Origin of the sequence: Chengkuizengella marina (assembly GCF_009910845.1) — a bacterium.
GTDB lineage: Bacteria > Bacillota > Bacilli > Paenibacillales > KCTC-33759 > Chengkuizengella > Chengkuizengella marina.
Genome location: NZ_SIJB01000029.1, coordinates 25,945 through 49,726 on the forward strand (window position 1 = coordinate 25,945; position 23,782 = coordinate 49,726).

The 23,782-nt window shown below is 33.0% G+C and carries 26 protein-coding genes and 1 riboswitch; of the genes, 16 read left to right on the forward strand and 10 right to left on the reverse strand.

Going from position 1 to position 23,782, the window contains the following annotated elements; all coding sequences use genetic code 11:
• The first annotated feature begins 152 nt into the window (after nucleotides 1–152).
• The 5 genes from ERL59_RS13800 to ERL59_RS13820 all read left to right on the forward strand — a co-directional run bounded on the left by ERL59_RS13800 (nucleotide 153) and on the right by ERL59_RS13820 (nucleotide 3,802).
• Entirely contained in the window at nucleotides 153–938 is a 786-nt protein-coding gene (locus ERL59_RS13800; protein ID WP_160646810.1) for a PEP-CTERM sorting domain-containing protein, read from the forward strand.
• 424 nt (nucleotides 939–1,362) lie between these two features.
• Nucleotides 1,363–1,968: a winged helix-turn-helix domain-containing protein gene (locus ERL59_RS13805; RefSeq protein WP_160646811.1), complete on the forward strand. Its 606-nt coding sequence runs from the start codon at nucleotides 1,363–1,365 to the stop codon at nucleotides 1,966–1,968.
• Complete coding sequence (locus ERL59_RS13810; RefSeq protein ID WP_160646812.1) at nucleotides 1,965–2,156, forward strand: hypothetical protein; 192 nt, start codon at nucleotides 1,965–1,967, stop codon at nucleotides 2,154–2,156. The genes ERL59_RS13805 and ERL59_RS13810 overlap by 4 nt, the downstream gene beginning before the upstream one ends.
• An 11-nt stretch (nucleotides 2,157–2,167) precedes the next feature.
• Nucleotides 2,168–2,746: an ATP-dependent Clp protease proteolytic subunit gene (locus tag ERL59_RS13815; RefSeq protein WP_160646813.1), complete on the forward strand. Its 579-nt coding sequence runs from the start codon at nucleotides 2,168–2,170 to the stop codon at nucleotides 2,744–2,746.
• Between the two features lie 21 nt (nucleotides 2,747–2,767).
• Nucleotides 2,768–3,802 carry an SDR family oxidoreductase gene (locus ERL59_RS13820; RefSeq protein WP_160646814.1) on the forward strand — a complete coding sequence of 345 codons (1,035 nt, stop codon included), beginning with the start codon at nucleotides 2,768–2,770 and terminating at the stop codon, nucleotides 3,800–3,802.
• 1,039 nt (nucleotides 3,803–4,841) lie between these two features.
• Here the strand turns inward: ERL59_RS13820 and ERL59_RS13825 are convergent.
• The 3 genes from ERL59_RS13825 to ERL59_RS13835 all read right to left on the reverse strand — a co-directional run bounded on the left by ERL59_RS13825 (nucleotide 4,842) and on the right by ERL59_RS13835 (nucleotide 7,185).
• The gene (locus ERL59_RS13825; protein ID WP_160646815.1) at nucleotides 4,842–5,105 is read right to left on the reverse strand and encodes a hypothetical protein; all 264 of its coding nucleotides are present in this window, start codon (nucleotides 5,103–5,105) and stop codon (nucleotides 4,842–4,844) included.
• An 887-nt stretch (nucleotides 5,106–5,992) separates the two neighbouring features.
• The gene (locus tag ERL59_RS13830; protein ID WP_160646816.1) at nucleotides 5,993–6,562 is read right to left on the reverse strand and encodes a GNAT family N-acetyltransferase; all 570 of its coding nucleotides are present in this window, start codon (nucleotides 6,560–6,562) and stop codon (nucleotides 5,993–5,995) included.
• A 113-nt stretch (nucleotides 6,563–6,675) separates the two neighbouring features.
• Nucleotides 6,676–7,185 (reverse strand): TetR/AcrR family transcriptional regulator, encoded by a 510-nt coding sequence (locus ERL59_RS13835; RefSeq protein WP_160646817.1) that lies wholly within the window; start codon nucleotides 7,183–7,185, stop codon nucleotides 6,676–6,678.
• A 97-nt stretch (nucleotides 7,186–7,282) separates the two neighbouring features.
• Here ERL59_RS13835 and ERL59_RS13840 point away from each other — a divergent pair, with 97 nt between their 5' ends.
• On the forward strand, nucleotides 7,283–7,624 hold the full coding sequence (locus tag ERL59_RS13840) for a VOC family protein (protein ID WP_160646818.1): 342 nt from the start codon (nucleotides 7,283–7,285) through the stop codon (nucleotides 7,622–7,624).
• On the opposite strand, the gene ERL59_RS21615 is transcribed toward ERL59_RS13840, so the two are convergent.
• Nucleotides 7,608–7,946 carry a LysR substrate-binding domain-containing protein gene (locus ERL59_RS21615; RefSeq protein ID WP_160646965.1) on the reverse strand — a complete coding sequence of 113 codons (339 nt, stop codon included), beginning with the start codon at nucleotides 7,944–7,946 and terminating at the stop codon, nucleotides 7,608–7,610. The two genes, ERL59_RS13840 and ERL59_RS21615, sit on opposite strands and share 17 nt — an antisense overlap.
• A gap of 48 nt (nucleotides 7,947–7,994) precedes the next feature.
• On the opposite strand from ERL59_RS21615, the gene ERL59_RS13850 reads away from it, so the two are divergent.
• Entirely contained in the window at nucleotides 7,995–9,383 is a 1,389-nt protein-coding gene (locus tag ERL59_RS13850; RefSeq protein WP_160646819.1) for a dipeptidase, read from the forward strand.
• A 7-nt stretch (nucleotides 9,384–9,390) separates the two neighbouring features.
• Nucleotides 9,391–9,576, forward strand: a complete 186-nt coding sequence (locus ERL59_RS13855) for a hypothetical protein (RefSeq protein ID WP_160646820.1) — start codon at nucleotides 9,391–9,393, stop codon at nucleotides 9,574–9,576.
• Here the strand turns inward: ERL59_RS13855 and ERL59_RS13860 are convergent.
• The gene (locus tag ERL59_RS13860; RefSeq protein WP_160646821.1) at nucleotides 9,573–10,586 is read right to left on the reverse strand and encodes a catalase family protein; all 1,014 of its coding nucleotides are present in this window, start codon (nucleotides 10,584–10,586) and stop codon (nucleotides 9,573–9,575) included. The genes ERL59_RS13855 and ERL59_RS13860 overlap by 4 nt on opposite strands.
• A gap of 304 nt (nucleotides 10,587–10,890) precedes the next feature.
• Between ERL59_RS13860 and ERL59_RS13865 the strand changes: the two genes are divergently transcribed.
• Complete coding sequence (locus ERL59_RS13865) at nucleotides 10,891–11,373, forward strand: nuclear transport factor 2 family protein (protein ID WP_160646822.1); 483 nt, start codon at nucleotides 10,891–10,893, stop codon at nucleotides 11,371–11,373.
• Nucleotides 11,374–11,418: 45 nt separating this feature from the next.
• Here ERL59_RS13865 and ERL59_RS13870 read toward each other — a convergent pair whose 3' ends face one another.
• Complete coding sequence (locus tag ERL59_RS13870) at nucleotides 11,419–12,633, reverse strand: threonine synthase (protein WP_160646823.1); 1,215 nt, start codon at nucleotides 12,631–12,633, stop codon at nucleotides 11,419–11,421.
• A gap of 271 nt (nucleotides 12,634–12,904) precedes the next feature.
• On the opposite strand from ERL59_RS13870, the gene ERL59_RS13875 reads away from it, so the two are divergent.
• The 6 genes from ERL59_RS13875 to ERL59_RS13900 all read left to right on the forward strand — a co-directional run bounded on the left by ERL59_RS13875 (nucleotide 12,905) and on the right by ERL59_RS13900 (nucleotide 20,485).
• On the forward strand, nucleotides 12,905–13,207 hold the full coding sequence (locus ERL59_RS13875; RefSeq protein ID WP_160646824.1) for a DUF5316 family protein: 303 nt from the start codon (nucleotides 12,905–12,907) through the stop codon (nucleotides 13,205–13,207).
• A gap of 190 nt (nucleotides 13,208–13,397) precedes the next feature.
• Nucleotides 13,398–14,555, forward strand: coding sequence for an exonuclease SbcCD subunit D (locus ERL59_RS13880; protein WP_160646825.1), 1,158 nt, complete (start codon nucleotides 13,398–13,400; stop codon nucleotides 14,553–14,555).
• Nucleotides 14,552–17,644, forward strand: a complete 3,093-nt coding sequence (locus tag ERL59_RS13885) for an AAA family ATPase (protein WP_160646826.1) — start codon at nucleotides 14,552–14,554, stop codon at nucleotides 17,642–17,644. The genes ERL59_RS13880 and ERL59_RS13885 overlap by 4 nt, the downstream gene beginning before the upstream one ends.
• Before the next feature lie 106 nt (nucleotides 17,645–17,750).
• A riboswitch (SAM riboswitch) is annotated at nucleotides 17,751–17,859 on the forward strand.
• 86 nt (nucleotides 17,860–17,945) lie between these two features.
• Nucleotides 17,946–18,983 carry a methionine ABC transporter ATP-binding protein gene (locus ERL59_RS13890; RefSeq protein WP_160646827.1) on the forward strand — a complete coding sequence of 346 codons (1,038 nt, stop codon included), beginning with the start codon at nucleotides 17,946–17,948 and terminating at the stop codon, nucleotides 18,981–18,983.
• The gene (locus ERL59_RS13895) at nucleotides 18,961–19,629 is read left to right on the forward strand and encodes a methionine ABC transporter permease (RefSeq protein ID WP_160646966.1); all 669 of its coding nucleotides are present in this window, start codon (nucleotides 18,961–18,963) and stop codon (nucleotides 19,627–19,629) included. Before ERL59_RS13890 ends, ERL59_RS13895 begins: the two co-directional genes overlap by 23 nt.
• Before the next feature lie 16 nt (nucleotides 19,630–19,645).
• Nucleotides 19,646–20,485 carry a MetQ/NlpA family ABC transporter substrate-binding protein gene (locus tag ERL59_RS13900; RefSeq protein WP_160646828.1) on the forward strand — a complete coding sequence of 280 codons (840 nt, stop codon included), beginning with the start codon at nucleotides 19,646–19,648 and terminating at the stop codon, nucleotides 20,483–20,485.
• A 172-nt stretch (nucleotides 20,486–20,657) separates the two neighbouring features.
• Here the strand turns inward: ERL59_RS13900 and ERL59_RS20780 are convergent, their stop codons facing one another.
• A complete protein-coding gene (locus ERL59_RS20780) occupies nucleotides 20,658–20,825 on the reverse strand; it encodes a hypothetical protein (RefSeq protein WP_170295512.1) in 168 nt (55 codons plus the stop codon).
• A gap of 389 nt (nucleotides 20,826–21,214) precedes the next feature.
• Between ERL59_RS20780 and ERL59_RS13905 the strand changes: the two genes are divergently transcribed.
• Nucleotides 21,215–21,661, forward strand: a complete 447-nt coding sequence (locus ERL59_RS13905) for a hypothetical protein (RefSeq protein WP_160646829.1) — start codon at nucleotides 21,215–21,217, stop codon at nucleotides 21,659–21,661.
• A gap of 79 nt (nucleotides 21,662–21,740) precedes the next feature.
• Here the strand turns inward: ERL59_RS13905 and ERL59_RS13910 are convergent, their stop codons facing one another.
• From ERL59_RS13910 to ERL59_RS13920, 3 genes are all read right to left on the reverse strand, one after another.
• Entirely contained in the window at nucleotides 21,741–22,559 is an 819-nt protein-coding gene (locus ERL59_RS13910) for a DUF368 domain-containing protein (RefSeq protein WP_160646830.1), read from the reverse strand.
• Nucleotides 22,560–22,669: 110 nt separating this feature from the next.
• Nucleotides 22,670–23,002: a L,D-transpeptidase gene (locus ERL59_RS13915; RefSeq protein ID WP_160646831.1), complete on the reverse strand. Its 333-nt coding sequence runs from the start codon at nucleotides 23,000–23,002 to the stop codon at nucleotides 22,670–22,672.
• 86 nt (nucleotides 23,003–23,088) lie between these two features.
• Nucleotides 23,089–23,778, reverse strand: a complete 690-nt coding sequence (locus ERL59_RS13920) for a M50 family metallopeptidase (RefSeq protein ID WP_160646832.1) — start codon at nucleotides 23,776–23,778, stop codon at nucleotides 23,089–23,091.
• Nucleotides 23,779–23,782: the final 4 nt, after the last annotated feature.

A 23,782-nucleotide genomic window follows, 5' to 3' on the forward strand; every position in this document is an offset into this window, starting at 1 on the left:
GAAAATTAAAAATTTGTAACCTTTTTTTAAGAAAAAAATCTACCTCTGGTAAAAAAATAAATAATTGACAAGATTGTTTAATATTTGTATATTTTATTGGGCGCCTAATTCACAAATTAATTTATTATCACCTAAGGATAGGGGTTTAAAAAATGAAAAAATCAAAAAAATTATTTGTTTTAGTAACTGTATTGTGCATCGCTTTATCTCTTCCAGTTTCATTGGCAAGTTATGCTGCTGGGAGTAATGTTAGCGGTAGTAGTATGGAATCTATTATTAATAAAACAAAATTTGTTATAGTAGACACATTTGGTTCAAGTGATAGAGGCTGGATAGGTGGTTTTGCAGATTATCCAGTTGATTATGATGAGTCTCAGTATCAATTACAGTTTTCAAGAGAAAGTTTACCAATCGAGATTGATCCAGAAGGAAATGGCTTATTTTTAAGTGGAGTTAATAGAAGTGACGATCTTTTTATGTTTTTAAAAAAGAAAGTAGATTCAAGTTACGGTTTGAAACCTAATACGAATTATTTGGTAAATTTTGATATTGAAATTGCAACAAATGCTCCACAATGGGCTTTTGGTATAGGAGGAGCTCCTGGAGAAAGTAATTATGTGAAAGCTGGAGCAACAACAGAAGAACCAGCTATTCTTATACAAGACGGTTTTTATCGTATGAATATTGATAAAGGAAATCAATCTATAGGTGGTAACGATGCAATAGTTCTTGGTAACCTTGCAAAATTAAGTACTGTATTTGATTTTTCCTATGAATTGAAAAACTTTAACAATGATGATGATGCATTTATTGTAAAAACAGATGAAAATGGAGAGTTATGGTTATTAGTTGGAAATGACTCAGGGTATGAAGGACTCACAAGTATCTACATTCCGAAAGTCAAATTCACATTAACTGAAGCACAAGTAAGTGATTAAATGAATTTATATGAAAGCACCCTAGTGGTGCTTTCTCTTTGGTTACATTTGCAACTTATAGCTATTAACCATATCACAAAGACTAAAACTAATCGCTTGTACAGAAGAGTACATATCAACATTTTCAAAAGTGGATTATGAAACGGATCCTCATATTGAATAATATCTAGAGGAACTTAAAATGGTGTTGAATTGGAGATAAGAGAAAGAAAGCAATATGCTTAAATGACAATTATTAAACAAATAACTTTTGTTGTTATGTTTAGTACTACGATTTGGAATGTAAGAAATTTTTTTAAAGAGTATCTGTTTAATGAAACAGATACTCTTTTTATTTTTAAAATTAAAATAATTTGACATTTACCATCCTACGTAATAATATTTATTTAACGTAAAAATAAAATTTTTACGAAAGGGAATGAATATGAATTTAAAACCGAAGCCAAAGAAGAAACTAATTACAGATGTAGATCAAATTTTAATGTTAAACCATCCATTTAAACTGGAAATTTTACAGCATTTAATTGAAAGTCGCTCATCAAGTGAAGTGGCCAAACTCATAGGAGAGCTTCCTCAAAAAGTGAATTATCACATGAAAAAGTTAGAAGGAGTAGGATTAATTAAAAGGTCAGGACACCGAAATGTACGAAATTTGGTAGAAGTGTTGTATGAGACAGTTGCTGAGCAGTTTGTATTATCTGATGATTCAACAATAAACAATGAGTTAATTCAGCAAATGAAGGATCAAGGTTCATTAAAATATTTGTTTGAAATGTCTGAACAAATGAAACAGGATACCATAAAATTAATGAATGTTGTAGATGAATCAAATCATGTACCAAGTGCAACACTTGATTTTACAATAAAGCTTTCAAACGAAGAGCAGAGAAAACAGTTTATAGATGACTATGTACAGATGATGAATAAGTTAGCTTCAAAATACAATACAAATGAAGATGAGTCTAATGAAGTATTTCAAGCGATGATTGCTTTATATCCTCGCATTAAAGAAGGAGATGAACATAAATGAGTAAGATTTTTGCTGAAAAGACAAGTGAAAAGCCTAAAGATAATGTAATCCCTTTTCCAACGGAGAAAAATCATACGAGTCAAACAAAACGTTGGCAAGTTGGAAATGAGGATAATGAAGTGATTATTAAACAAGTATCTTCTGGTTTTGGTGAAAGCCAGAATATGACTCTGAAGATGATAGCGTAGGAGGTGAAAGTATGAGTACAATTCCATATGTTGTTGAGCAAAGCAAAAATGGAGAACGTTCTTATGATATTTATTCAAGACTGTTGAAGGATCGTATCGTGATGATTGGCAGTGAGATTAACGATCAGCTAGCGAACTCTGTTGTAGCTCAGTTATTATTTTTGTCAGCTGACAATTCGGAAAAAGATATTCAAATGTATATTAACTCTCCCGGTGGTTCAGTTACAGCTGGTATGGCGATTTTTGATGCCATGCAACATGTAAAACCTGATGTTAGTACAATGTGTATGGGGTTAGCGGCATCTATGGGGGCATTTTTACTAATTGGAGGGGCAGGGGGGAAACGTTATGCACTTCCTAATAGTGAAATTATGCTTCACCAACCATTAGGGGGTACTCGTGGTCAGGCTTCAGATATTGATATCCATGCAAAACATATTATCGAAACTAGGAAAAGAATGAACCAAATCATGTCTGATCGCTCTAAGGTTTCAGTGGAGGAAATGTATAAACTTACGGATCGTGACCGTTTCTTTTTTCCAGAGGAAGCAAAAAAACTGGGATTGATTGATCATATTCTTATGAAATAAGTTGAAGCAGGAGGTGCTTGTATGAAAATATTGATTATCGGAGGCACACGATTTATAGGGAGATATTTAGTTTCTGAAGCTTTAGCTAGAGGGCATGAGATTACTTTATTCAATCGAGGAAATCATCAACATTCATTTGATGATGTTGAGCATCTAATAGGTGATCGGGGACATCAGTTAGATGTTTTAAAAAATCGAAAGTGGGATGCTGTGATTGACACATGTGGATATGTTCCTAGAGATGTTCATTATTCTACACAAGTTTTAGCAGATCAGACAGATCATTATACTTTCATTTCAAGTATTTCAGTATATAAAGATTGGATGACAGAAGGAATAGACGAAAACTATGCAGTTCAAATTTTATCTAAGGAAAAAGCAGAAGAAATTACTCATGGCACTTCAGGTTTCGTACCTGAGTATTATGGTGCATTAAAATACTTGTGTGAAAAGGAAGCAGAAAATACGCTTGAAAATAAGTTATTAACAATAAGACCCGGTTTGATCGTTGGTAAATATGATTATACAGAGCGGTTACCTTATTGGGTAAATAGAGTAAGCAAAGGTGGAAAAGTATTAGCTCCTGGTGATCCTCATCAAACGATTCAATTCATCGATGCAATAGACTTAGCTGCTTGGAATTTAGACATGATTGAACAAAAAGAAATAGGTACATTTAATGTTACAGGTAAAAGTGGAAATTTAACTATGTTAGAGTTGCTTGAAACGTGTAAAGAAATAACCAACAGTAATGTAGAATTTGTTTGGGGAAGTGAGCAGTTTTTATTAGATCGAAAGATAAAACCTTGGTCACATATGCCATTATGGATTCCAAGGGACCATCCGTTAGAAGGAGAAGAAAAACCTTGGAAAGGGGCAAATTCTTTTAATATAGATAGAGCCCTAGTCAAAGGACTTACTTTTCGCCCATTGAAAGATACCATTCAAGACATTCACACGTGGAATCAATCAAGAGATGTTGAAATCAGCAAGGCTGGTATTACATTGGAAAAAGAACAGCAATTATTGAAAGAATTATCTAAATATAGTGCATGAACAATATTAAAGGAATCCAATACAAATTCCTTCATCCAACCGAATATCATTAGCTTATACGTGCATGAAATAACATTAGAGGTATACTTCTAAGAAAATGAAAAAATTTAATTGTCTATGAGGCTAATGAAAAAAGTAGTATTTAAGATTAACTACCTGATCTCGTGCTGGTTATCACAGGTGCTTTCATATAAGCATCATTATAGTTGAAGAAAAAGAGAAGAATATATTTACGATGTTTATTATTATCTCTCGCAAGTACATTGGAAATATTTTAAAAGTGTATTATAAGCTATTGTGACGATATTGGTCAATTTGGAGATATTATATATGAGCAAATTGTGTTATTAAATGGGCAACTGTTGTAATCACATTTATTACTTGTGGAAAATGTCGTTTTGATAAATTAAGGAAAGTCGATTTTTTAAGGAAATCATCGACTTTTTTTATGTGTAAAGTAATTTTTAGTAAAGATAATACTAGACCACTCAAAGACTAAATCAGAGAGGTATATGTATATTATAGAGGGACTTAAGAGACCCTTCATGTAAAGGCTGGGTGTTTGATTTGTGAATGATAAACAAAACTAAAACTTAAATAATTGGTGATGGGTTATAAAGGCAAACCGAATTCAGAAAGTGAAGTTGAAGTAGGAAATGGAATGTACCTTCTGCTTAAGAGGTTTTGCGACGGAAGTGTTAAAGGAAGTAATAACATGGGCATTTTTAAATAAAAAAGTAAATAAAATAACACTGAGTGTCAAAATGATAATATTTACTTTAATTAAAGTATTGAAATGATTAGAATCGAAAAAAAGGCGGCATGCTTAAATAGAAGAACTAGTGATTTTGAGATTAGGAACTGGGATAATTCTTTTTGGGCAACTCCCAAAGTGTAAAATTAAATTCCTTTTTCTGGGTATTTTTTTGGAAATTACAGTTATTAGTTGTAAAAGAACATTTGTGCAATTATAGAAGGGAAACTAACATGAGAGTTTATGATGGGGCTAGTGAACGAACCCCATCTTATTCTCAAAATATTAACTCCAGATCCATCCACAGTATGTTGCTTTAGTCGTCCACGATTGAAATCCTGGTCTTATTTCTTTAACATAAGATCTAGGCTCAGAACATATTTCCAAAGTTCCACTTCGTTCCCCTTCAGCGTAGTCTTTAGTATCAGGAGCAATAAGTCCAGTAAAATAAAATTCTTTTTCAATATATTTACCATCTGCTAGTGCAACTGAAGCAAATGAACTCATTAATATAGTGAATATTAATAAAGTTTTAATTGTAGTTTTCATTATATTACCTCCGATTTTATGTAATTGATATATTGAAAGTCGGCCGACCACCGAAATCAATTGTACCACATCTCCCAACATTGTAAAAGACTCTATTAGGAGTTTATTACTCTTTGCAAGATATTTGGCTAGAAATCGAATCTATTTATCGCTTTAGTTATTTAAATTATGGTCAATGTCATTTTTGGAAGCTATTGGGATGCTCAAATAATAGAAGAGCAACCAATGGCAGTACAGACACAGTTACTATATAGAGCTGTAAAGTAGATAATTTCAGATTATTTTTATTAAATTTTCTAAGATTCTATCATTATATAATCAAGGGTATCTTGAAATGTTTTGGGGAAATTTTTAGGTAGGGAGTGCCCCATAACTTTTTTGTACTCTATTAATTTACAAGGGAGATTTTGATCTTTAAGAAGGCTTTTTACGATTTAGGGTTTCAAAATGTGTACATGTACTAATCAACTCGTCTATACCATTACTAGTTACTAACATATAATATATTACCAATAGATTAGGAGGTGATGTGCATGAGTAGATTTGAAGTAACGGTATTAGTACGTTTCATCCATTTAGTCATTGTTTTAGATAGAGCTCCTAGTTTCTTCCGTCTACTAGATAGAATGACCACTGGAGGCAGTACACTATAATTTTAACCGGGAAGTTAATGTGCTGGATTGCATATGCTGAGTATTTTTATTGGAATTTTGACTTCCCTTTTTTATCCTTCATTTGTTCATCCTAATACAAGGTCAGCTCTATGTGGTAAATGTTGTTTTTCAACATAAATATCTTTTGCTATATTCACACATATCACGCACATCATGTCCATCTCTTTCTACCTTTAAATGTGATGAAATTCATATGAATTACCCTTTCAATGTTTATACTCTATTTAATGATCGATATTCTTCCTCTAAAATGCTCATCAATATTGCATCATGATACTGATGATTAAAATATAATCGATCTCGCTGAATACCTTCTATTTTAAAGCCTAATTTTTCATACACATGAGCTGCACGTTTATTAAAAGTAAAGACTTCAAGTTCAATTCGATGTAAATTTAAAATACCAAAACCATATTCTAACATTAAAGAAATTGCTTCACTTCCATAACCTTTACCTTGATTTTGTTCAGCATCTATGGCGATTCTTATACTAGAGCTGCGGTTTATCGTGTCAATATCCTGTAGAGCAACATCTCCAATAACTACATCGGTTTCTTTTAAAACGATAAGTAGAAGGACTGATGAAGAGTCTTCTGCTTTTCCTTCAATATAACTAGTAATTTGTTGTCTAGTATAACTTTTCTGAGTACCTGTAAGTCTTCTCGTTTCTGAATTGTATAACATTTGAAAGTACAGTTCTGCATCTTCTATATCTAAAGGTCTAAGATAGATTTTATTCCCTTCTAAAAAACGTACTGCCTTCTTTTTTTGTGTTTCTTCCATTGTATCTTCCTCCTATTAGAGATGGTTTTCAGTACTTAATATTCAACAATTAATAGTCTCTCTCTTATAAAAACAAAAAGCCAGCTAAAAAGCCAGCTTCAATAAATATATTTTCAATTTAAAATTCTAGTAATGAGTTGTTTTGCATTTTCTTGATCGATATTTCCTTCATGAATGGCATTTAATAAGGAACGCCAGGATGGAAGTAAAATATACTCAAGCCCCGGTATTGTCTTTTTGTTTAGTTCGATCAAAAACTCACCAATTCCATCGATTACTTTATCTGAAGGCAGTTCACTCAAAAGTTTGCAGCAATCCAATTTCACACAAGCATCAATCCCAACCTTAACCGCTGCTATTAGTGCTTGGTTAGGATTGTCTTCAAATAAAGCGGCTGCACCCTCCATTCTATCAATAATTCGTTGTTCCATCTCATTTCGAATTAATAAGTACAACTTCATTTTAGATTCAAAATGATGATAAATTGCTCCAGTTGTGGCATTAGCCTCTTTAGCTAATTGTGAAATATTGACCTCCTTATATTTTTTTCTTTTAAATTCTTCAATTGCAATTGTGATCAATTGTTCTTTAGTCGAACCTGGTATCGGAATCCATTCTTTCATAATCAAATTATAACATAAGTACTTGTTTAGATAAATAGTTTATGGTATAACATAATTAAGTTATGTTATTTAAAATCATGTTAAAGGAGTGGTTAGGATGAAGTTAGCTTTTTTAGTGCAGCCTGTAGAAAATATAAAGGAATCGCTGAAATTTTATCGAGATCAGTTAGGATTTGAGGAAGCTTGGCGAGAAGGGGATCACACCATAGCTCTTAAAATGCCAGGTACAGATGTACAACTGATGATCGAAGATGATGAATTGGCTTTCCCACCTGGTGGGTTGTTTGTAGTAGATAGTGTTGATCAATATTTTGCAAAAAATAAAGATACTATTACTTTTGTTCAAGAGCCAATGGATATTCCTCCAGGAAGATATGCTATTTTTAAAGATGTTTCATCAAATGTCATTCGAATTCTTGATTTCACAAAAGATAAATAATACTAGATTTACATAAAAAACGTGGAGGAAGATACTCTCTTCCTACCTCTTGTAGAAACCACTCATTAAAATCATCTCCCCAGTTTTGATAAATAAATGGATATTTTATTAGTTCTTTTAAATTTAGTTGATGTTCAGAAAGGTTTAACCCCTTTGAACCAATCAGTTTAAAACATTCTTCTTTCCAAGTTTTAATCTCAATATCTGGATGTTGAGGTGGAAAGTATACTATACCTAAATCCGTTGTACCATCTAAAATAGATTGAGTAATATGTCCCGTATGATCTGTGATGAAACGAAAAGCTGTTTTAGAAAATAATATATTATACGATTATAATATATGTACAGAAGATAAATGGGAGGATTAAAAATGGAACAAATCAAATCATTTTTATTGAAAAATAAAAGTACACTGTTAGATGAACTTATAGAGTGCATTCAAATTCCAAGTATTAGTACAGTTCGTTCATCCAAAAAGGATATGTATCGTTGTGCCGATTACATTAAAGCATATTTATCTCAAATTGGATTAGAAAATGTTCAATATCTAGACGGAGGGGGTTACCCGGCAATATATGCGGATTGGATACATGCAAAAAACAAACCAACTGTGCTTATCTACGGACATTATGATGTACAACCTGCAGAATCTTTAGATGGTTGGATATCTGATCCTTTTCTGCCAGAGATACGGGATGATTATGTTTATGGTAGAGGAGCAACGGATAATAAAGGGCAATTATTCATGCAGCTTAAGGCAATAGAAACCCTCTTCCAAATTCATGAGTGTTTACCAGTGAACGTAAAACTAATTATTGAGGGTGAAGAAGAAATTGGAAGTTTAACAATGACAGAGATCATTGAAAAACATAAAGATCGCTTATCTGCTGATTTATTAGTCGTTTCAGATACAGGTTCATTACAAAAGGATGCCCCAGCCATTTGTTACGGATTAAGAGGAATAATTGGATTTGAGCTATCGGTTCAAGGGCCTAATAGAGATTTGCATTCAGGAAGTATATATGGAGGGGTGGTTCAGAATCCAATTTATGCATTAGTTCATTTATTAAATTCCATGAAAAATGAGTTAGGTGTGATTTCAATTCCAGGATTCTATGATGATGTACAACTTCTGACAGACCTTGAGAAGGAATCACTAAACGCTATTTCCTTATCTGAAGAAAAATTGAAAGAGGATATTGGTGTGAAACAATTTTTTGGAGAAGAAGGATATTCTTTTTTGGAAAGGGTTTGGGTGAGACCAACATTAGAAGTGAATGGAATTGAGGGAGGTTATCAAGGTGAAGGAATGAAGAGTATTATACCTGAAAAAGCAAAAGTGAAGGTAACCTGTCGCATTGTTCCAAATCAAAAGGGTGAGGTTTTACAGTCGATCATTGAAAAACATATCACTAAGAATATACCTGCTGGTGTAAAAGTAGAGGTAGAGTGGAATAAATGTTCTAATCCATTCTACATACAACCAGAACATCCATATCTTTTAAAGGCGTTAAATTCACTTCAAAGTGTGTTTGATAAACCGGTTCAGCTTATTCGGGGAGGCGGGACTATTGCAGCTGTTGAAATGTTAAATCAGTCACTTAATATGCCTGCTGTATTAATTGGATTTGGTCATTCCTCATCAAATGTGCACTCAGTAAATGAAAACATGTCTGTAGAAAAATTTGAAAAAGCAATTTTAGCACTTTGTAACTATTATTTATCTTTAGGTAGTGATCATGTTGAAGAGGAAAGCTAATCATATAATGAAAGAGATCATTTGGAAAGTAAATGATGAGGAAGCAAAAGATGCACAACTAGAATTAGGTAAACGTGGTTTCTTGTTAGAGTTATCTTCTGCTACCATATTATCAGTTATAATGAAACTACAGGTACAACAATTTATAACTTCCAAAGATAAGGTTGTTGCAATAGTTGCATCTTCATATTAATCTACAGGTTCAAGCATTTTACGATTATCCCTAACATGTCTGAATTTAGACAAGTTTTTGTAAATTTCAACACGTGCGCGATTTATACCACCGATAGGTTGATGCTCTAATAAAGTATGACCTGGTGAAAAGGACATCTCCTCAGCTAACTCATCTCTTTCTTTTGTTCTAAAAGTTTGCTGAGGTATTTTTATCGTCGCTACTTTTATAAAAGGGGAGTCTGTCTCTTTCCATTCAACACCTGCATCTTCAACTGGCATCAAATTAGGATCTTTTTGAAACTGAACCATAAAATCAAAGCTGGCTTCGCTTTCTCTGAGGTGTTTTTCAATATTATCTGTTAAATAAGTATCTGTAAGATCATTTGGTAAAGAACTTTTGTATGTTGATGTAGGGATAATAGAGTATTTAACCACGTTATTTTTACCAAACAAATAAGGGGTTGTGCTCCAAAAACGAATATCTAAAGGAGAAGTTTGATTTTTCCTTCCTTTTTTCATTTCTTTAAGGAGATGTCCTTTTCCAGACATCATGAATTTTAGAAGTAACACCAATGGATTCCATTTTATAACATAGTAAACAGCATCATGAAATAATTTGACTGTTCCTAGTGGCATAGTTGGATAACTCAATAATACAAAATCTTGCGTTTCTTTTTCCTCTTTAAGATATTTTTCTCCGTCTACATCCATTAATTTAATGGCAAATCCACGAAAGTCTTTCTTTTTATCAGATTGTGGCGTTCCACTAGCATTCGAAATTCTAATCCATGCCGAATAAGTTTTTTCCTTTTGAAAAACTCCTACTTTAAGTTCTTCAGGAAGATCTGATGCAATTTTGAATTCAGCTTTTAATAAGGCTAAATGTTTTGGATGAGCATCTCTTTTTGTATTTCCTTTTTCATAATCTTTTTCCATTTTTCCTTGTAATAAAGATTGCATAGATTGTATAAGGGATGGTTCATCAGCAGGGATAGACTCAAATTTTGTTGCTGAATATGTATTTTTCATAACTAAACTCCTTAAATTTGAAATAGTTTCATTTGTTAGTTACTAATAACTATTATACTATTTTATACTATATGATCTTTGATTTTTTTTCAATATTTTTAGGAAGAATATAGTCATACATAATAATTGCATTTTATTCCATCTATTATTGGTATGTAATAAAAATATTATTCTAAAAACATTATAATGTTTATACTTAGGAGTTCTAATGGTAATGGTATAATAAAATTCAAACTGGAAGAATATACATTTAGTTTAATTTACAAAGATTAGTAGCTTAATGAGAGAGAGGAGATAAATAAATATGAACAATAATGAAGAATTGATTTATAAGCTTTACACAAGTTTTCAAAATAAAGATTTTAAAGCGATCCAATCATGTTATCATGAGGATGCAACATTTACAGATCATGCATTTCCTAATTTAAAGGGAAAAGAGCCTAGTGCAATGTGGAACATGCTGTTTGGGAATAATGATCATGTTGAAATCACTTTTGATAGTGTGCAAGCAGATGACTATACAGGACAGGCTAGGTGGATTGCCAAATATCCCTTTTCACAAACAGGTAGAAACGTGACAAATGTTATCCATGCTTCATTTGAATTTAAAGATGGGAAGATCGTTAAACATGAGGAAGATTTTGATTTTAATAAATGGTCACGAATGGCTTTTGGACCCATCGGTTTTTTAATAGGGTGGACTCCTTTTTTTAAAAAGAAAATACAGAAGACAGCGGATGAAAGATTAGTTAAATACATAGCAAAACACTCTGAGTATCAAAACTAGTTTAAAAACCCGCTACTTTATTTCAGTAGCGGATGGATTTTCATTTTAAATATCATCACTAGGTTGAAGAATAGCTGGTTCTCCTGGATGATACGGATATTTAATTCCAGCACCTGTGTTAAGCAATACAACCTTCTCATCTTCTTTAATCCAGTTTTGCTCTCTTAATTTTATAGCTGCAGCAAGATTTGCAGCTCCTTCTGGACATGCGAATAGTCCTTCTATTGAAGCGATTTCTTCCTGACATTTTACAATCGCCTCATCATCAACGGCTATAGCACACCCGTCTGTTTCATAGATGGACTCTAACACTAAAAAGTCACCGATTGCTTTAGGTACGTTAATACCGAATGCTAACGTATCTGCGTCTTCCCACATGACAGATTCTTTTTTATTTTCTTCCCAAGCTTTTACGATAGGAGCACATCCTGTAGCTTGAACTGCAACAAGTCGAGGCATTTTTTTACCAATCCAACCGATTTCTTGAAGTTCTTTCAATCCTTTATAAATACCGATAATACCTACACCACCACCAGTTGGATAAAGAATCACATCAGGAACCTGCCAACCGAGTTGTTCTGCGATTTCTAATCCCATTGTTTTCTTTCCTTCAATACGATATGGCTCTTTTAAAGTAGACGCGTCGTAGAGACTGTTTTTATGGACTGTTCTTCCAACAATCTTACCTGCATCACTGATCAAACCATCCACTAAGTAAAGATTTGCACCTGCAATGGCAGTTTCACTTCTAGTAATTTTTGGTGCTTTAATCGGCATGACAATGTTAGCTTCAATTCCAGCTCTAGCTGCATATAAAGACCAAGCCCCACCTGCATTTCCATTTGTAGGCATAGCTAGTGATTTCACACCTAGTTCCTTTGCTTTGGATATCCCGACTGCTGCTCCTCTGGCTTTGAAACAACCTGAAGGAATGGTACCCTCATCTTTTAATAATAGGTTCGGAATACCTACTTTTTCTCCTAAATTTTTAAGAGGAATCAGAGGGGTCATTCCTTCACCAAGTGAGACAATATTTTCTTCTGACTTCACTGGTAGAAGCTCACGATAACGCCATAAGCTTGGCTCTCTTGTAATTAAATCTGTTTTACTCCATTTTGATCTCAGCTTTTGTAAATCATACTTTACAAGTAAAGGACTTCCACACTCACATAATTGGTTTATGTCTTCAACACTATATGTTTTATTACATTTGGGGCATTCCAAATGAGAGACAAAACTAGATGGTTTACGTTCAGACATTCTTTTATCCTCCTAACAAATATAAAAGTATATATCAAATAAAATTACTAAAAATATTCTTTATCCATCATAAATGATATTTTATAATAACAAAAATAGATTATTATTATACTTAAAATAAGTAAACGATTATGGTTTTGAATCTGTATCCAAGGTAAGAAACGGAACTATATAACCTTGTGATACGTATTAAACAAAGATAGCTTTGATTTTAAATAGTAATAAGCAAGCTTTGCTTTAAAAAAGATAATTTTTTGAGGAGTGAGATTTCATGAGAAAGGTTATGATTGATGGGTTTGTAAAACCACTAGTTCATGGTGGTATCATATTATTGATTACGTTTATTATCGCATTGTCCATTGGAGAAATCCATTCAATAGGAAATATTACTTTAAAAGTTGCAATAATACTTATTATTCTAGCTATTATAACATCTGGGACAGCTGTAAATGGAGATCGTATGAGAGCAAATTTTGCATATGAAACTAGGCAAGACACCTATTCAAGAATGAGATGGTCTAAGAACTTTTTATTGATGTCTATTCCAAGTTTAGTCGTTTGGATCATTACTTAAAATGAGCTTCAAAAATGGAGCTATTTTAGGAAAAAAACCATAAACTGGAAAGATTAACTACATAAATTATCTTTCAAACCAATGTTCAAGAATAGTATAATGATAGGAACATAGTGATGAAACTTAAAAAGGGTGATATATTTGAGAAAATTAGTAATTAAAGAAAAAAAATAAAGGCAGGTGTGTGATAGTGAAGCTGTTTCATACAGCGGATTGGCATTTAGGCAAGCTGGTGCAAGGTGTATATATGACTGAGGATCAACGTTATGTATTAGATCAGTTTATAGAGGCGGTTAAACAAGAAAACCCAGATGCGGTCATTATTGCAGGCGATTTATACGATCGAGCAGTACCTCCAACGGAAGCGATCGATTTATTGGATGAAGTGCTCAAAACAATTGTGATTGAATGCAAAACTCCAGTCATTGCTGTAGCAGGAAATCATGATAGTCCAGGAAGACTGCAATTTGGAAGTCGAATGATGAAAGATGCAGGTTATTACATAGTAGGAGAGTTTACAGATGATTTTGATCCAGTCATACTGAACGATCAATTTGGTGAGGTTCACTTCCATCTGGTTCCTTATGCAGAACCAGGGAAAGTTAGATATGTTTTATTGAACGATAAAATACGTACATATGATGAAGCAATGAAAGCAACTATAGATCGAATTCAAGAAAAAATGGATTCAAATGCACGACACATTTTTGTAGGTCATGCGTTTGTTACTCCATATGGTGAAAAAATGGAAAATACAAGTGATTCAGAACGTCCTCTTTCTCTAGGAGGCACGGAATATGTTCGTGCTGAATATTTTAAACCGTTTCATTACACCGCTTTAGGCCATTTACATCAAGCCCATTATGTGAAAGATGAAACGATTAGATATGCAGGTTCACCATTAAAATACTCCATTTCCGAAGAAAAACATAATAAGATTTTTTACATAGTTGAATTAGATGAAAATGGACAAACAAATATCGAGAAACGCAAACTAGCACCTAAGAAAGATATGTATACGATCGAAGGAAAACTTGAAGAAATTGAACAGATGGAGAAAAATGAGGACTATGTTTTTGTTCGTCTCTTAGATGAAACTCCAGTTTTATCTCCAATGGAACGTGTACGCAGTGTTTTTCCAAATGCAATGCATGTTGAGCGGAAATTACCTTTAACTCAACTCTATAACAACAAACATCAGGTTGTTAAAAGATCAAAAATGGATGAAATGTCTCTTTTTAAAGCCTTTTACAAAGAAGTAAAAGGTATGGAAGTTGCGGAAGAGATAGAAAAACAATTTTCCGACATTTTACAAGGAATGCTGCAAGTAGAAGGTGAGTCAAGATGAGACCAATAAAAATGAAAATGACTGCTTTTGGTCCTTATAAACAAACGGAAATGATTGATTTCACTCAGTTACAGGAACATCGTTTATTTGTGATTTCAGGCAAAACAGGTGCGGGAAAAACCTCTATTTTTGATGCGATTTGTTTTGCTTTATTTGGTGAAGCGAGTGGTCAGGATCGTAACGATTCAAAAATGCTGCGTAGTCAATTTGCTGAAGATGACCTATTTACTTCCGTAGAGCTTGAATTTGGGCTAAAAAAAAGGACTTATCGTATATTCCGCCAACTGCCTCATGTAAAATCAGGCAACAAAAGTGCAACAGGAGAACGATATGAATTTTTTGAAACGACAGATGGAATGGAAAAACCGATGTGTGAACGTTTTATCGTATCTCAAGTTAATGAAACAGTACATCAATTATTAGGTATAAACAAAGAGCAGTTTAATCAAATTGTTATGCTACCCCAGGGAGAATTCCGAAAGCTATTAACGTCAGATACAGAAAATAAAGAAGAAATATTGCGTAGAATTTTCAAAACAGGATTATATAAAAATGTAGAAAATATATTGAATGATAAGCGAAAACAATCTCAATCTCTTTTTGAACAGCAAATTAAAGAGAGAGGCATTTATATAAACAGTCTGAAAACAGCATTACCTATGAGGGAGAACACACCATTAACTGAAGTTTTTGGGCAGGAGTTTTATAATCAATTTCAAATTTTAGATGCACTTGAACAAGAGATTTCTTTTTATAAAGAACAATCGAACAAAAGTAAACTCAAATTACAACAAGAAACGAAAAAACTGCAAGATCAGACGGTTAAATTTCATCACGCAGAAGCAATAAATCAACGATTTGATACATTGGAACAAAAAAGAAAAGTAAAGGAAACGTTAGAAAGTCAGTTACCTCAAATGGCCTCTATCAAAAAAAGAATAGATTTAGCACAAAAAACGGATCTTTTAGAACTCATAGAGCAAAATCGAACAGAAGCTAAAAAAGATTTTATCTCTAAAAATGAGGAAATGGATAAAGTCAAAACTAGAAAGGTTCAAATAGAACAAAAGCTTAGAGATGCGATGACTGCCTATCAAATAGAGGAGAAAAAGCAATCTGAACTAAATCAGATCTCAAAACAGTTAGACCATCTTGGGCAGTGGTTTCCAGTCGTAAAAGAGTTAGATCAGAAGCAAATTCAAATCAAGGAACTTGAGCAGAAAATAGAACTTTTACAACAAACTTTTAAAACGATTGAACAGCAAATTCAGTCCAAAAACATAGAGAAAAATATAACTCGGGACGAAGCTAAAATATTGGAAGATAAGATTCGCTCATTACCAGAAAAACAAGAAAGCTTAGCAGAAAAACGAGAACAATCAATAGTGTTAACGGAATATGTAAAATTGAAACAAGTTATAGTTGAGGTAAGGGTAGAAGTAGAATCTAGTAAATTGGCTTGTGAAAAAATCCAAAACGATTACACCCAACTGGAAAAACATTGGATTGAAGGACAGGCTAGTATTTTGGCATCTCATTTACATGATGGAGAGTTGTGTCCTGTTTGTGGAAGCACGGAACATCCTTTGAAAGCCAGTTACGCTAGAGAGATTCCTTCAAAACACGACTTAGATTCTTCTAGAAAAGTAAAGGAAATAACTCAAGATGAATATCGTAAAGTTGAAGCTAAATTAGAGAATTTACTTCTACAAATCAAAGAAAAAGAAAGTGCTGTGATACAGTATGGTTTTCACTTAGAAAGTATAAATGAAGAATATCATCAATTTGTTCAAACAGGGAAGAAGCTAAAAAAAGAAGTAGAATTGTTAAAAGAAAAACAAATCAGGTTGGATCAGCTAAAACTAATATTGGAAAAGTTAAACCGGGAACTAGATCAAAAAACACACAATAAAGATAAAAATTTAGCAGAACTAAATGAAATGAATACAAAATACGCTACTGCGAAAGCATTGCTGGAGCAAAGCCTTGTTAATATACCAGAGGAAGTTCGTTCTCTTGAGACATTGGAAAAAAGAATTGGACAAATACAAAAACACAAAGACGATTTACAACTTCAATGGAAAGCCGTGCAAGAACATCTAGAACAAACAAAAATAGAACATTCAGAAGTGAAGGTGTATTTTGTCAATCTAGAAAACCTTATGTTAGAAACCAAAGAAAAACTAGATAAAGCTAATAGACAATATAACCAAAGCTTAGAAGAAGCTGGTTTTTCACAGGAATTAGAGTACCAGAGTGCTAAAATGTCAAAGGAGAAGCGTGAACAATTAACACAGCAAATAGAAGAGTGGAGGTCTAACCTTTCAATCGTAACCAAACAGATAGAAGAACTAGAGGATGAATTAAAGGATAAACAGAAGGCTGATTTAAATAAGATACAGAATGATTTAGATCTTTTAAAAAACCAAGTTGATCATATTCGAGAACAATTTTATAAATTACATAATTACGCTGAACGTGCTGAAGAAGGAAAACAGAACATTTTATCAGTAAGTAAAAAAGTACAGGAAGCGGAAGATCAATACCAGTTAATTAAAGATTTATATGATCTAATTAGAGGTGATAATTCAAAACGAATTTCATTTGAACGTTACTTACAAATAGAGTTTTTAGAGCAAATCATACAAATGGCAAATCAGAGGCTGCAAAAGTTATCTAATGGTCAGTATCAGTTGTTGCGCAGTGATCGATTGGAAAAACGAGGAAGGCAAAGTGGTCTTGGTTTAGACGTATATGATCACTACACAGGACAATTGCGAGATGTGAAAACAATGTCTGGAGGGGAAAAATTTAATGCATCTCTCTGTCTAGCATTAGGTATGGCAGATGTAATTCAGTCCTTTGAGGGTGGGATCTCGATTGAAACGATGTTTATTGATGAAGGATTCGGTTCATTAGATGAGGAATCATTAACAAAAGCGATAGATACATTGATAGATTTACAAAAATCAGGACGGATGATTGGTGTTATTTCACATGTACAAGAATTAAAACAGTCGATTCCTGCTGTATTAGATGTCAAAAAAACAAAAGAAGGAATTAGTAGAACTGCTTTTGAAGTTAGATGAAACGACTTTAAAAATTTTGACTTTTTTGTGAATGAATTGACACCTTTTCATACGCATGTTAGAATCATCTTCATACTCTAAACATTACAACTTCATAATAAAACTGCTCTTATCAAGAGAGGTGGAGGGAATGTGCCCTATGAAACCCGGCAACCGTCAATGATAAATTGAAATGGTGCCAATTCGCACAAAGTGAAAACTTTGGAAGATGAGAGAAAGGTAAATCATATATTTAATTCACTAACCTTTCTGCTCATGCAGAAAGGTTTTTTGTTATCAAAATTTAGGCAGGTGAAGCATCATGATTAAATTAAAGCAAGTAACAAAAACATATGAGACTAATGATAGTTTGGTGAAAGCTGTTCAAAAAGTAGATTTAAGTATTGCTGCTGGAGAAATATTTGGAATTATTGGTTATAGTGGTGCAGGTAAAAGCACATTGATCCGTTTGTTGAATGGATTGGAAACTCCAACTCACGGAACCATTACAGTTGCTGAGAGAAATATGAACGAAATTAGTGGGAGAGAATTAAGGAAAGCACGACAAGAAATCGGCATGATTTTTCAACATTTTAATTTATTGTGGTCACGAACGGTTCAGGAGAATATTTCATTTCCACTTGAAATAGCAGGTCTGTCTAAAAAAGAGCGTTTGAATATAGTAAACGAGCTGATTAAACTTGTAGGATTAGAAGGAAGAGAGAAATCATATCCTTCTCAATTAAGCGGTGGTCAAAAACAGCGGGTTGGTATAGCAAGAGCATTGGCAAATAAACCAAAAGTGCTGTTATGTGATGAGGCTACGTCTGCATTAGACCCACAGACGACAGATTCTATTTTGGACCTTCTAGTAGACATAAATCAGAAGTTGGGATTAACCATTGTATTAATCACCCATGAGATGCATGTGATCCGTAAAATATGTCATCGTGTTGCAGTGATGGAAGATGGAAAGATTGTTGAACAAGGTAAAGTGTTTGATGTGTTTCAAAATCCTCAGCAATCCATGACGAAGAAATTTGTGAATCAAGTGATTGAAGCGGAATCTTCTAGTGAAATGATAGGAAATTTATTAAATCAATATCCAAAAGGAAAGATCATTCGGTTGACTTTCATAGGCGATACAGCTGAAATGCCTTTAATTACAAATGTGATCAGAAAATTTGATGTAAGTTTTAATATATTACAAGGGAAAGTTTCTCAAACACATGGAGGAGCAGTAGGAACTATGTTTGTACATGTGGATGGTGAAACTGAACAAGTAGAACAGTCTATAAAATACATTCGCCAGCAAAAGGTGAAGGTGGAGGTGTTAACTGATGCAAGAATTACTTCCTAATGTGAAGTGGAATAAAGTATGGGAAGCTACAGTGGAAACCATTTATATGACAAGTATCTCCGTAGTGGCTACATTTGTTCTTGGGATCATTTTAGGTCTACTATTGTTCTTAACCTCAAAAGGAAATATATATGAAAATAAAATAATACATGCTATTGTGGCCGCTACTGTTAATATATTTAGATCGATTCCATTCATTATATTAATCATTCTATTGATTCCTTTTACAAAAGTCATTGTGGGGAGCATGATTGGTGAAAATGCAGCGTTACCTGCTCTCATTATTGGAGCAGCTCCGTTTTATGCACGGATGGTAGAAATTGCTCTGAGAGAAATAGATAAAGGTGTGATTGAAGCAGCGAAAGCAATGGGAGCCAAAACTTCTACAATTATCTGGAAGGTGTTGCTTCCTGAATCTATGCCCGCATTAGTATCTGGTATTACGGTAACTGCGATTGCTTTAGTAGGTTATACAGCAATGGCTGGATTTGTAGGAGCAGGTGGTTTAGGGAATTTAGCCTTTCTAGAAGGATATCAACGGTTTCAATATGATTACACTTTCATCACTACGATTTTTATATTAATCATTGTATTTTTAATTCAGTTTGCAGGTGACTATGTCACTTCAAAAATAGATAAAAGATAAAAAAGGAGAGAGAATCATGAAGAAAGTTTTATTTACTATTTTATTATTTGTTTTTGTACTAGCTTTAACTGCTTGTGGTAGTGAAAGTGTCGATAGTACGAGTGGGGGAGAAAATGAAGAGGCAGTTACATTAGTAGTTGGAGCTTCCAATGTACCTCATGCTGAAATTTTAGAGCAAGCTGCACCTATATTAGCAGAAAAAGGAATAGAATTGGAAATTGTTACATTCCAAGATTATGTCCTACCAAATACAGCGTTAGCTGAAAAAGAATTAGATGCTAATTACTTTCAACATATCCCATACCTAGAAAGCCAAATTGCTGATCATGGTTATGATTTTGTGAATGCTGGCGGAATCCATATTGAACCGATTGGTGTATATTCACAAAGTTATGAAAGTTTAGCTGATTTACCAGAAGGTGCAGAGTTAATTATGAGTAACTCTGTGGCAGATCATGGACGTTTCTTGTCTTTATTACAAACTGAAGGATTAATTACTTTAAAAGAAGGAATTGACACTACGAAAGCTACTAGAGAAGATATCGTTGAAAACCCTAGAAACATTGAATTCATTGCAGATATTGAAGCAGGACTTTTGCCGCAAGTTTACAATAACGATGAAGGAGATGCTGTTTTAATTAATACTAACTATGCAATTGATGCTGGATTAAACCCAGTTGAAGATGCGATTGCACTTGAAGGTTCTGAATCTCCATATGTAAACATTATTACAGTAAGAAATGGCGATGAAACCCGTGAAGAGATCCAAACATTAGTAGAAGTTCTTCGTTCAGAAGACATTCAAAACTTTATTCTTAAAGAGTACAACAATTCAGTTGTTCCAGTTTCTGAATAAGATTTATTCCAACAACTAAGTCATAAAATACAATAGTGCAAACCCCCGTTGAAACTCATTCAATAGGGGTTTTGTTATAAATATAACTTAACTAAAACCCTAGTAATTACTAAATGACTAAAGCGGACATTACATCGAAATGAAGAGTGAATCTATTATCATAATTTGAATCTTATCGAGTTATTGCATAATAAAGAACATATAACCAACTAAATAAACCATGTATACAAGCCCATATTATGGATTTATGTAAACTCCAAGATATTGCAATAGCTAAAGCTGAACCAAATGTAATACCATTGGATACATAATTATACTTTTTTTCTTTTACAACCCTCATTTGGATTCTCCTATTCTAAATAGTCTTCATGTTTTATAATAGTGCTGCTAATCAAATGTAGTAAAATTTATTGATTTCACAATTTTAATATAAACAATTCTATATTTATGGTTGAAATTCCTTTATCATGTTGTACCACATATGATTTAGACTGATCAATTCCATACTTATAAGTAGTCAATTCATCCAATTTTTAACAATATATTCGTTTAATGGGGGAGTTTTAATGAAATTTCTGAATATTATGATATAATAAATTAAGGAAAGGTTTTGCTCCTTAAAAGTTTTGATTCTAATGACTGTATGATCCATGTTTTAACGATCTTCAAGTAAGCTTCTTTCGAAATCCCAGATTTTATTTAATCTATTAGAGAGGAGAGGATGAAGGAATGGAAGTAATAGGATCGTTTGAGACCATTTTAACGGAGTTACATGAGATTATGAATTCAAAACCCGCAGCAACAATTCCTAAGTTTCATAGAACTGTAGCCAATGGGGAAAGTGAGGAAAATGCTCCCTTTCAATTAATCTTTGGATGTTACTTTACGTATGAGCCTGTCATCATGTATGGTGTACTAAATGAACAATTAGATCAGGGTTGTGTGTATGTCAAACAAAAAGTAAAACCTACAGAGATCATGAATGATTTTGTTAACTTAGTTACAATCTATTTTCCTGAGAGTACGATGGAATGGAAAAGAAAAATGATTTTTGATTTTGGAAATAAATTTACAAAACTTCTTTATACTTTTGACGAAGTACATTCAAATGAATTGCTTAACTCCGTGATTGACTATCTTGTAAAATATGATCAAAGCATTGATGAGAATATTTGAGAATTAAAATAGATATGATGAAAAATAAAAAACATCTTATTCCACTGTAATTTTAGTGGTTTGAGATGTTTTTTTATTACTACTGTGAATTGATTTTATATTCCATTTTTCCTAATGCAGCAGCTGCCCCAAGCCCTGAACAAAGTGTTATTACACTAATCCATATTTGATCATCTATTCCTGGAAAAATTACAATAATCGATCCAGAAACCATTCCAATAATAATAGCATACATAATTGTAGGAAAAGTGCGGAGTAGATAACTTAACAGTTTGCTCATGATTATGATCCCAAATAAAACCCCGAGTCCTACAACACCAATAACAACAAGATTTAAATCAGATACAGCATGTATAACTGTAGGATAAACTCCGATAAGTAATAATACGAACGAACCACTTACACCAGGCAAAATCATTGCAGTACTAGCCAACCAGCCAGATAAAAATAATAACAATAACTCGTTAGGTCCTATTACTTCCCACATAATAGTGTTTGTTTCTTCCTTAAAAAATTTCATAGATGCAATAACTAAACCAGCAATAATCAAGATGAAGTAGTGTTTGCTTGTAAAATTTGATCTTGCATTAGCTTGAATAAATAAAAATGGCAGAATGCCTATAATCAAACCTAAGAAGAAAAAATATGTGGGCTGAGGAAATTGCTCTAATAATGTCTCCATGATGTTACTCATAAGAAATATTGCGAATACCATCCCTATACCAATAGGGAGAATAAACATGAAATGATGTTTCCATTCTTTACTGAATAAACTGTTAATTGCGTCTAATACTCGATTGTATATACCTAAGATGACCGCGATTGTTCCAGCACTTACACCTGGGATTAGATCACTCATTCCCATTACAAAACCTCTGAATAAATTTCTCCATTGCATTTTCAAACACCTAACCTTATGTAATTGAATAAAAAAAGATGATAACTTTAAGTTATCATCTTATACCCGTATCATTGTAACATTTTATATTGATTAAGTTAAAGGTCTTTTTATTTTTGAATGGTAACAGGAGTACCTACTGAAACGGTATTCGCTAACTCTATTACATCTTTGTTATACATACGAACACAGCCTTTAGACACTCTTCTTCCAATGGAAGAGGGATCGTTAGTTCCGTGAATACCATAATGGGGTTTACTCAATCCTAACCAATAAGCTCCGAATGGACCTCCGGGGTTTGGTGCTTTATTCTTAATTGTGAATTTGCCGGTAGGTGTAGCAGAAGCAATGGCACCTATAGCTACAGGATAGGATTTCACCAGGTTTCCGTTTTTGTACAAATAAAGCTTAAAGTCAGATAAATCAATAGTAATTGCATACATATTAACTCCTCCTCATACACAATATGCAATGGAAGAGGAAACAGCACTTTATCTGATAAAAAGGGTTGATCTTTTAAGTGCACTTTCTAATATTGGACTATATTTTCCTCCATTATTTTATTTTTCCTAGGCAGTATAGTTTTGAAGGATAAATAAAGGAAAAGAAATGCTTGTAAAAAGAATAGTATGCCCCAGATTAAAGCTGGAATATATGTGATTGAATTTAGAAAAGTAGCATCTCCTGCTCTATTTGGAGAAATAAAACTTAATACAAGAATATCAATGGTAGACATAAATGAGGTTGTGATTAGTAAAATAGATAGGATTAAGGCTATACTTTCTAACAACCTCTGACTCTTTTGTATTAATAAATAAATAAGAAGGGGAATAAAACAGACAAGCCAAAGAATTCCGTATAAGTTTCTAACCCAGAATACGAGGTTGATTACTGAAATGTACAGTAAAAGATGAATCATCCATTTGTATTTGCCTTTTTTCCATAACAAAATACATAGAAAAGCTATAATAGAAGAAAATACATATCCACTTATTCCAGATAAAAAACCACTGATCCAAGTGGAATATTTAGTGAATGTTACCCCTTCTAAATTTGAAAACAATTCAATTCTTGTTACATCACCATTTGTAAATAAAGTAAGTAGTGCATGCCCTGTTTCATGTATCATCGTATTAATAACCCGTAAGAAGGTTCCTATAAAAGGGACATACATTAAAATAACAGTGATGATAGACATGACAAATAATTTTAAACGCATATTT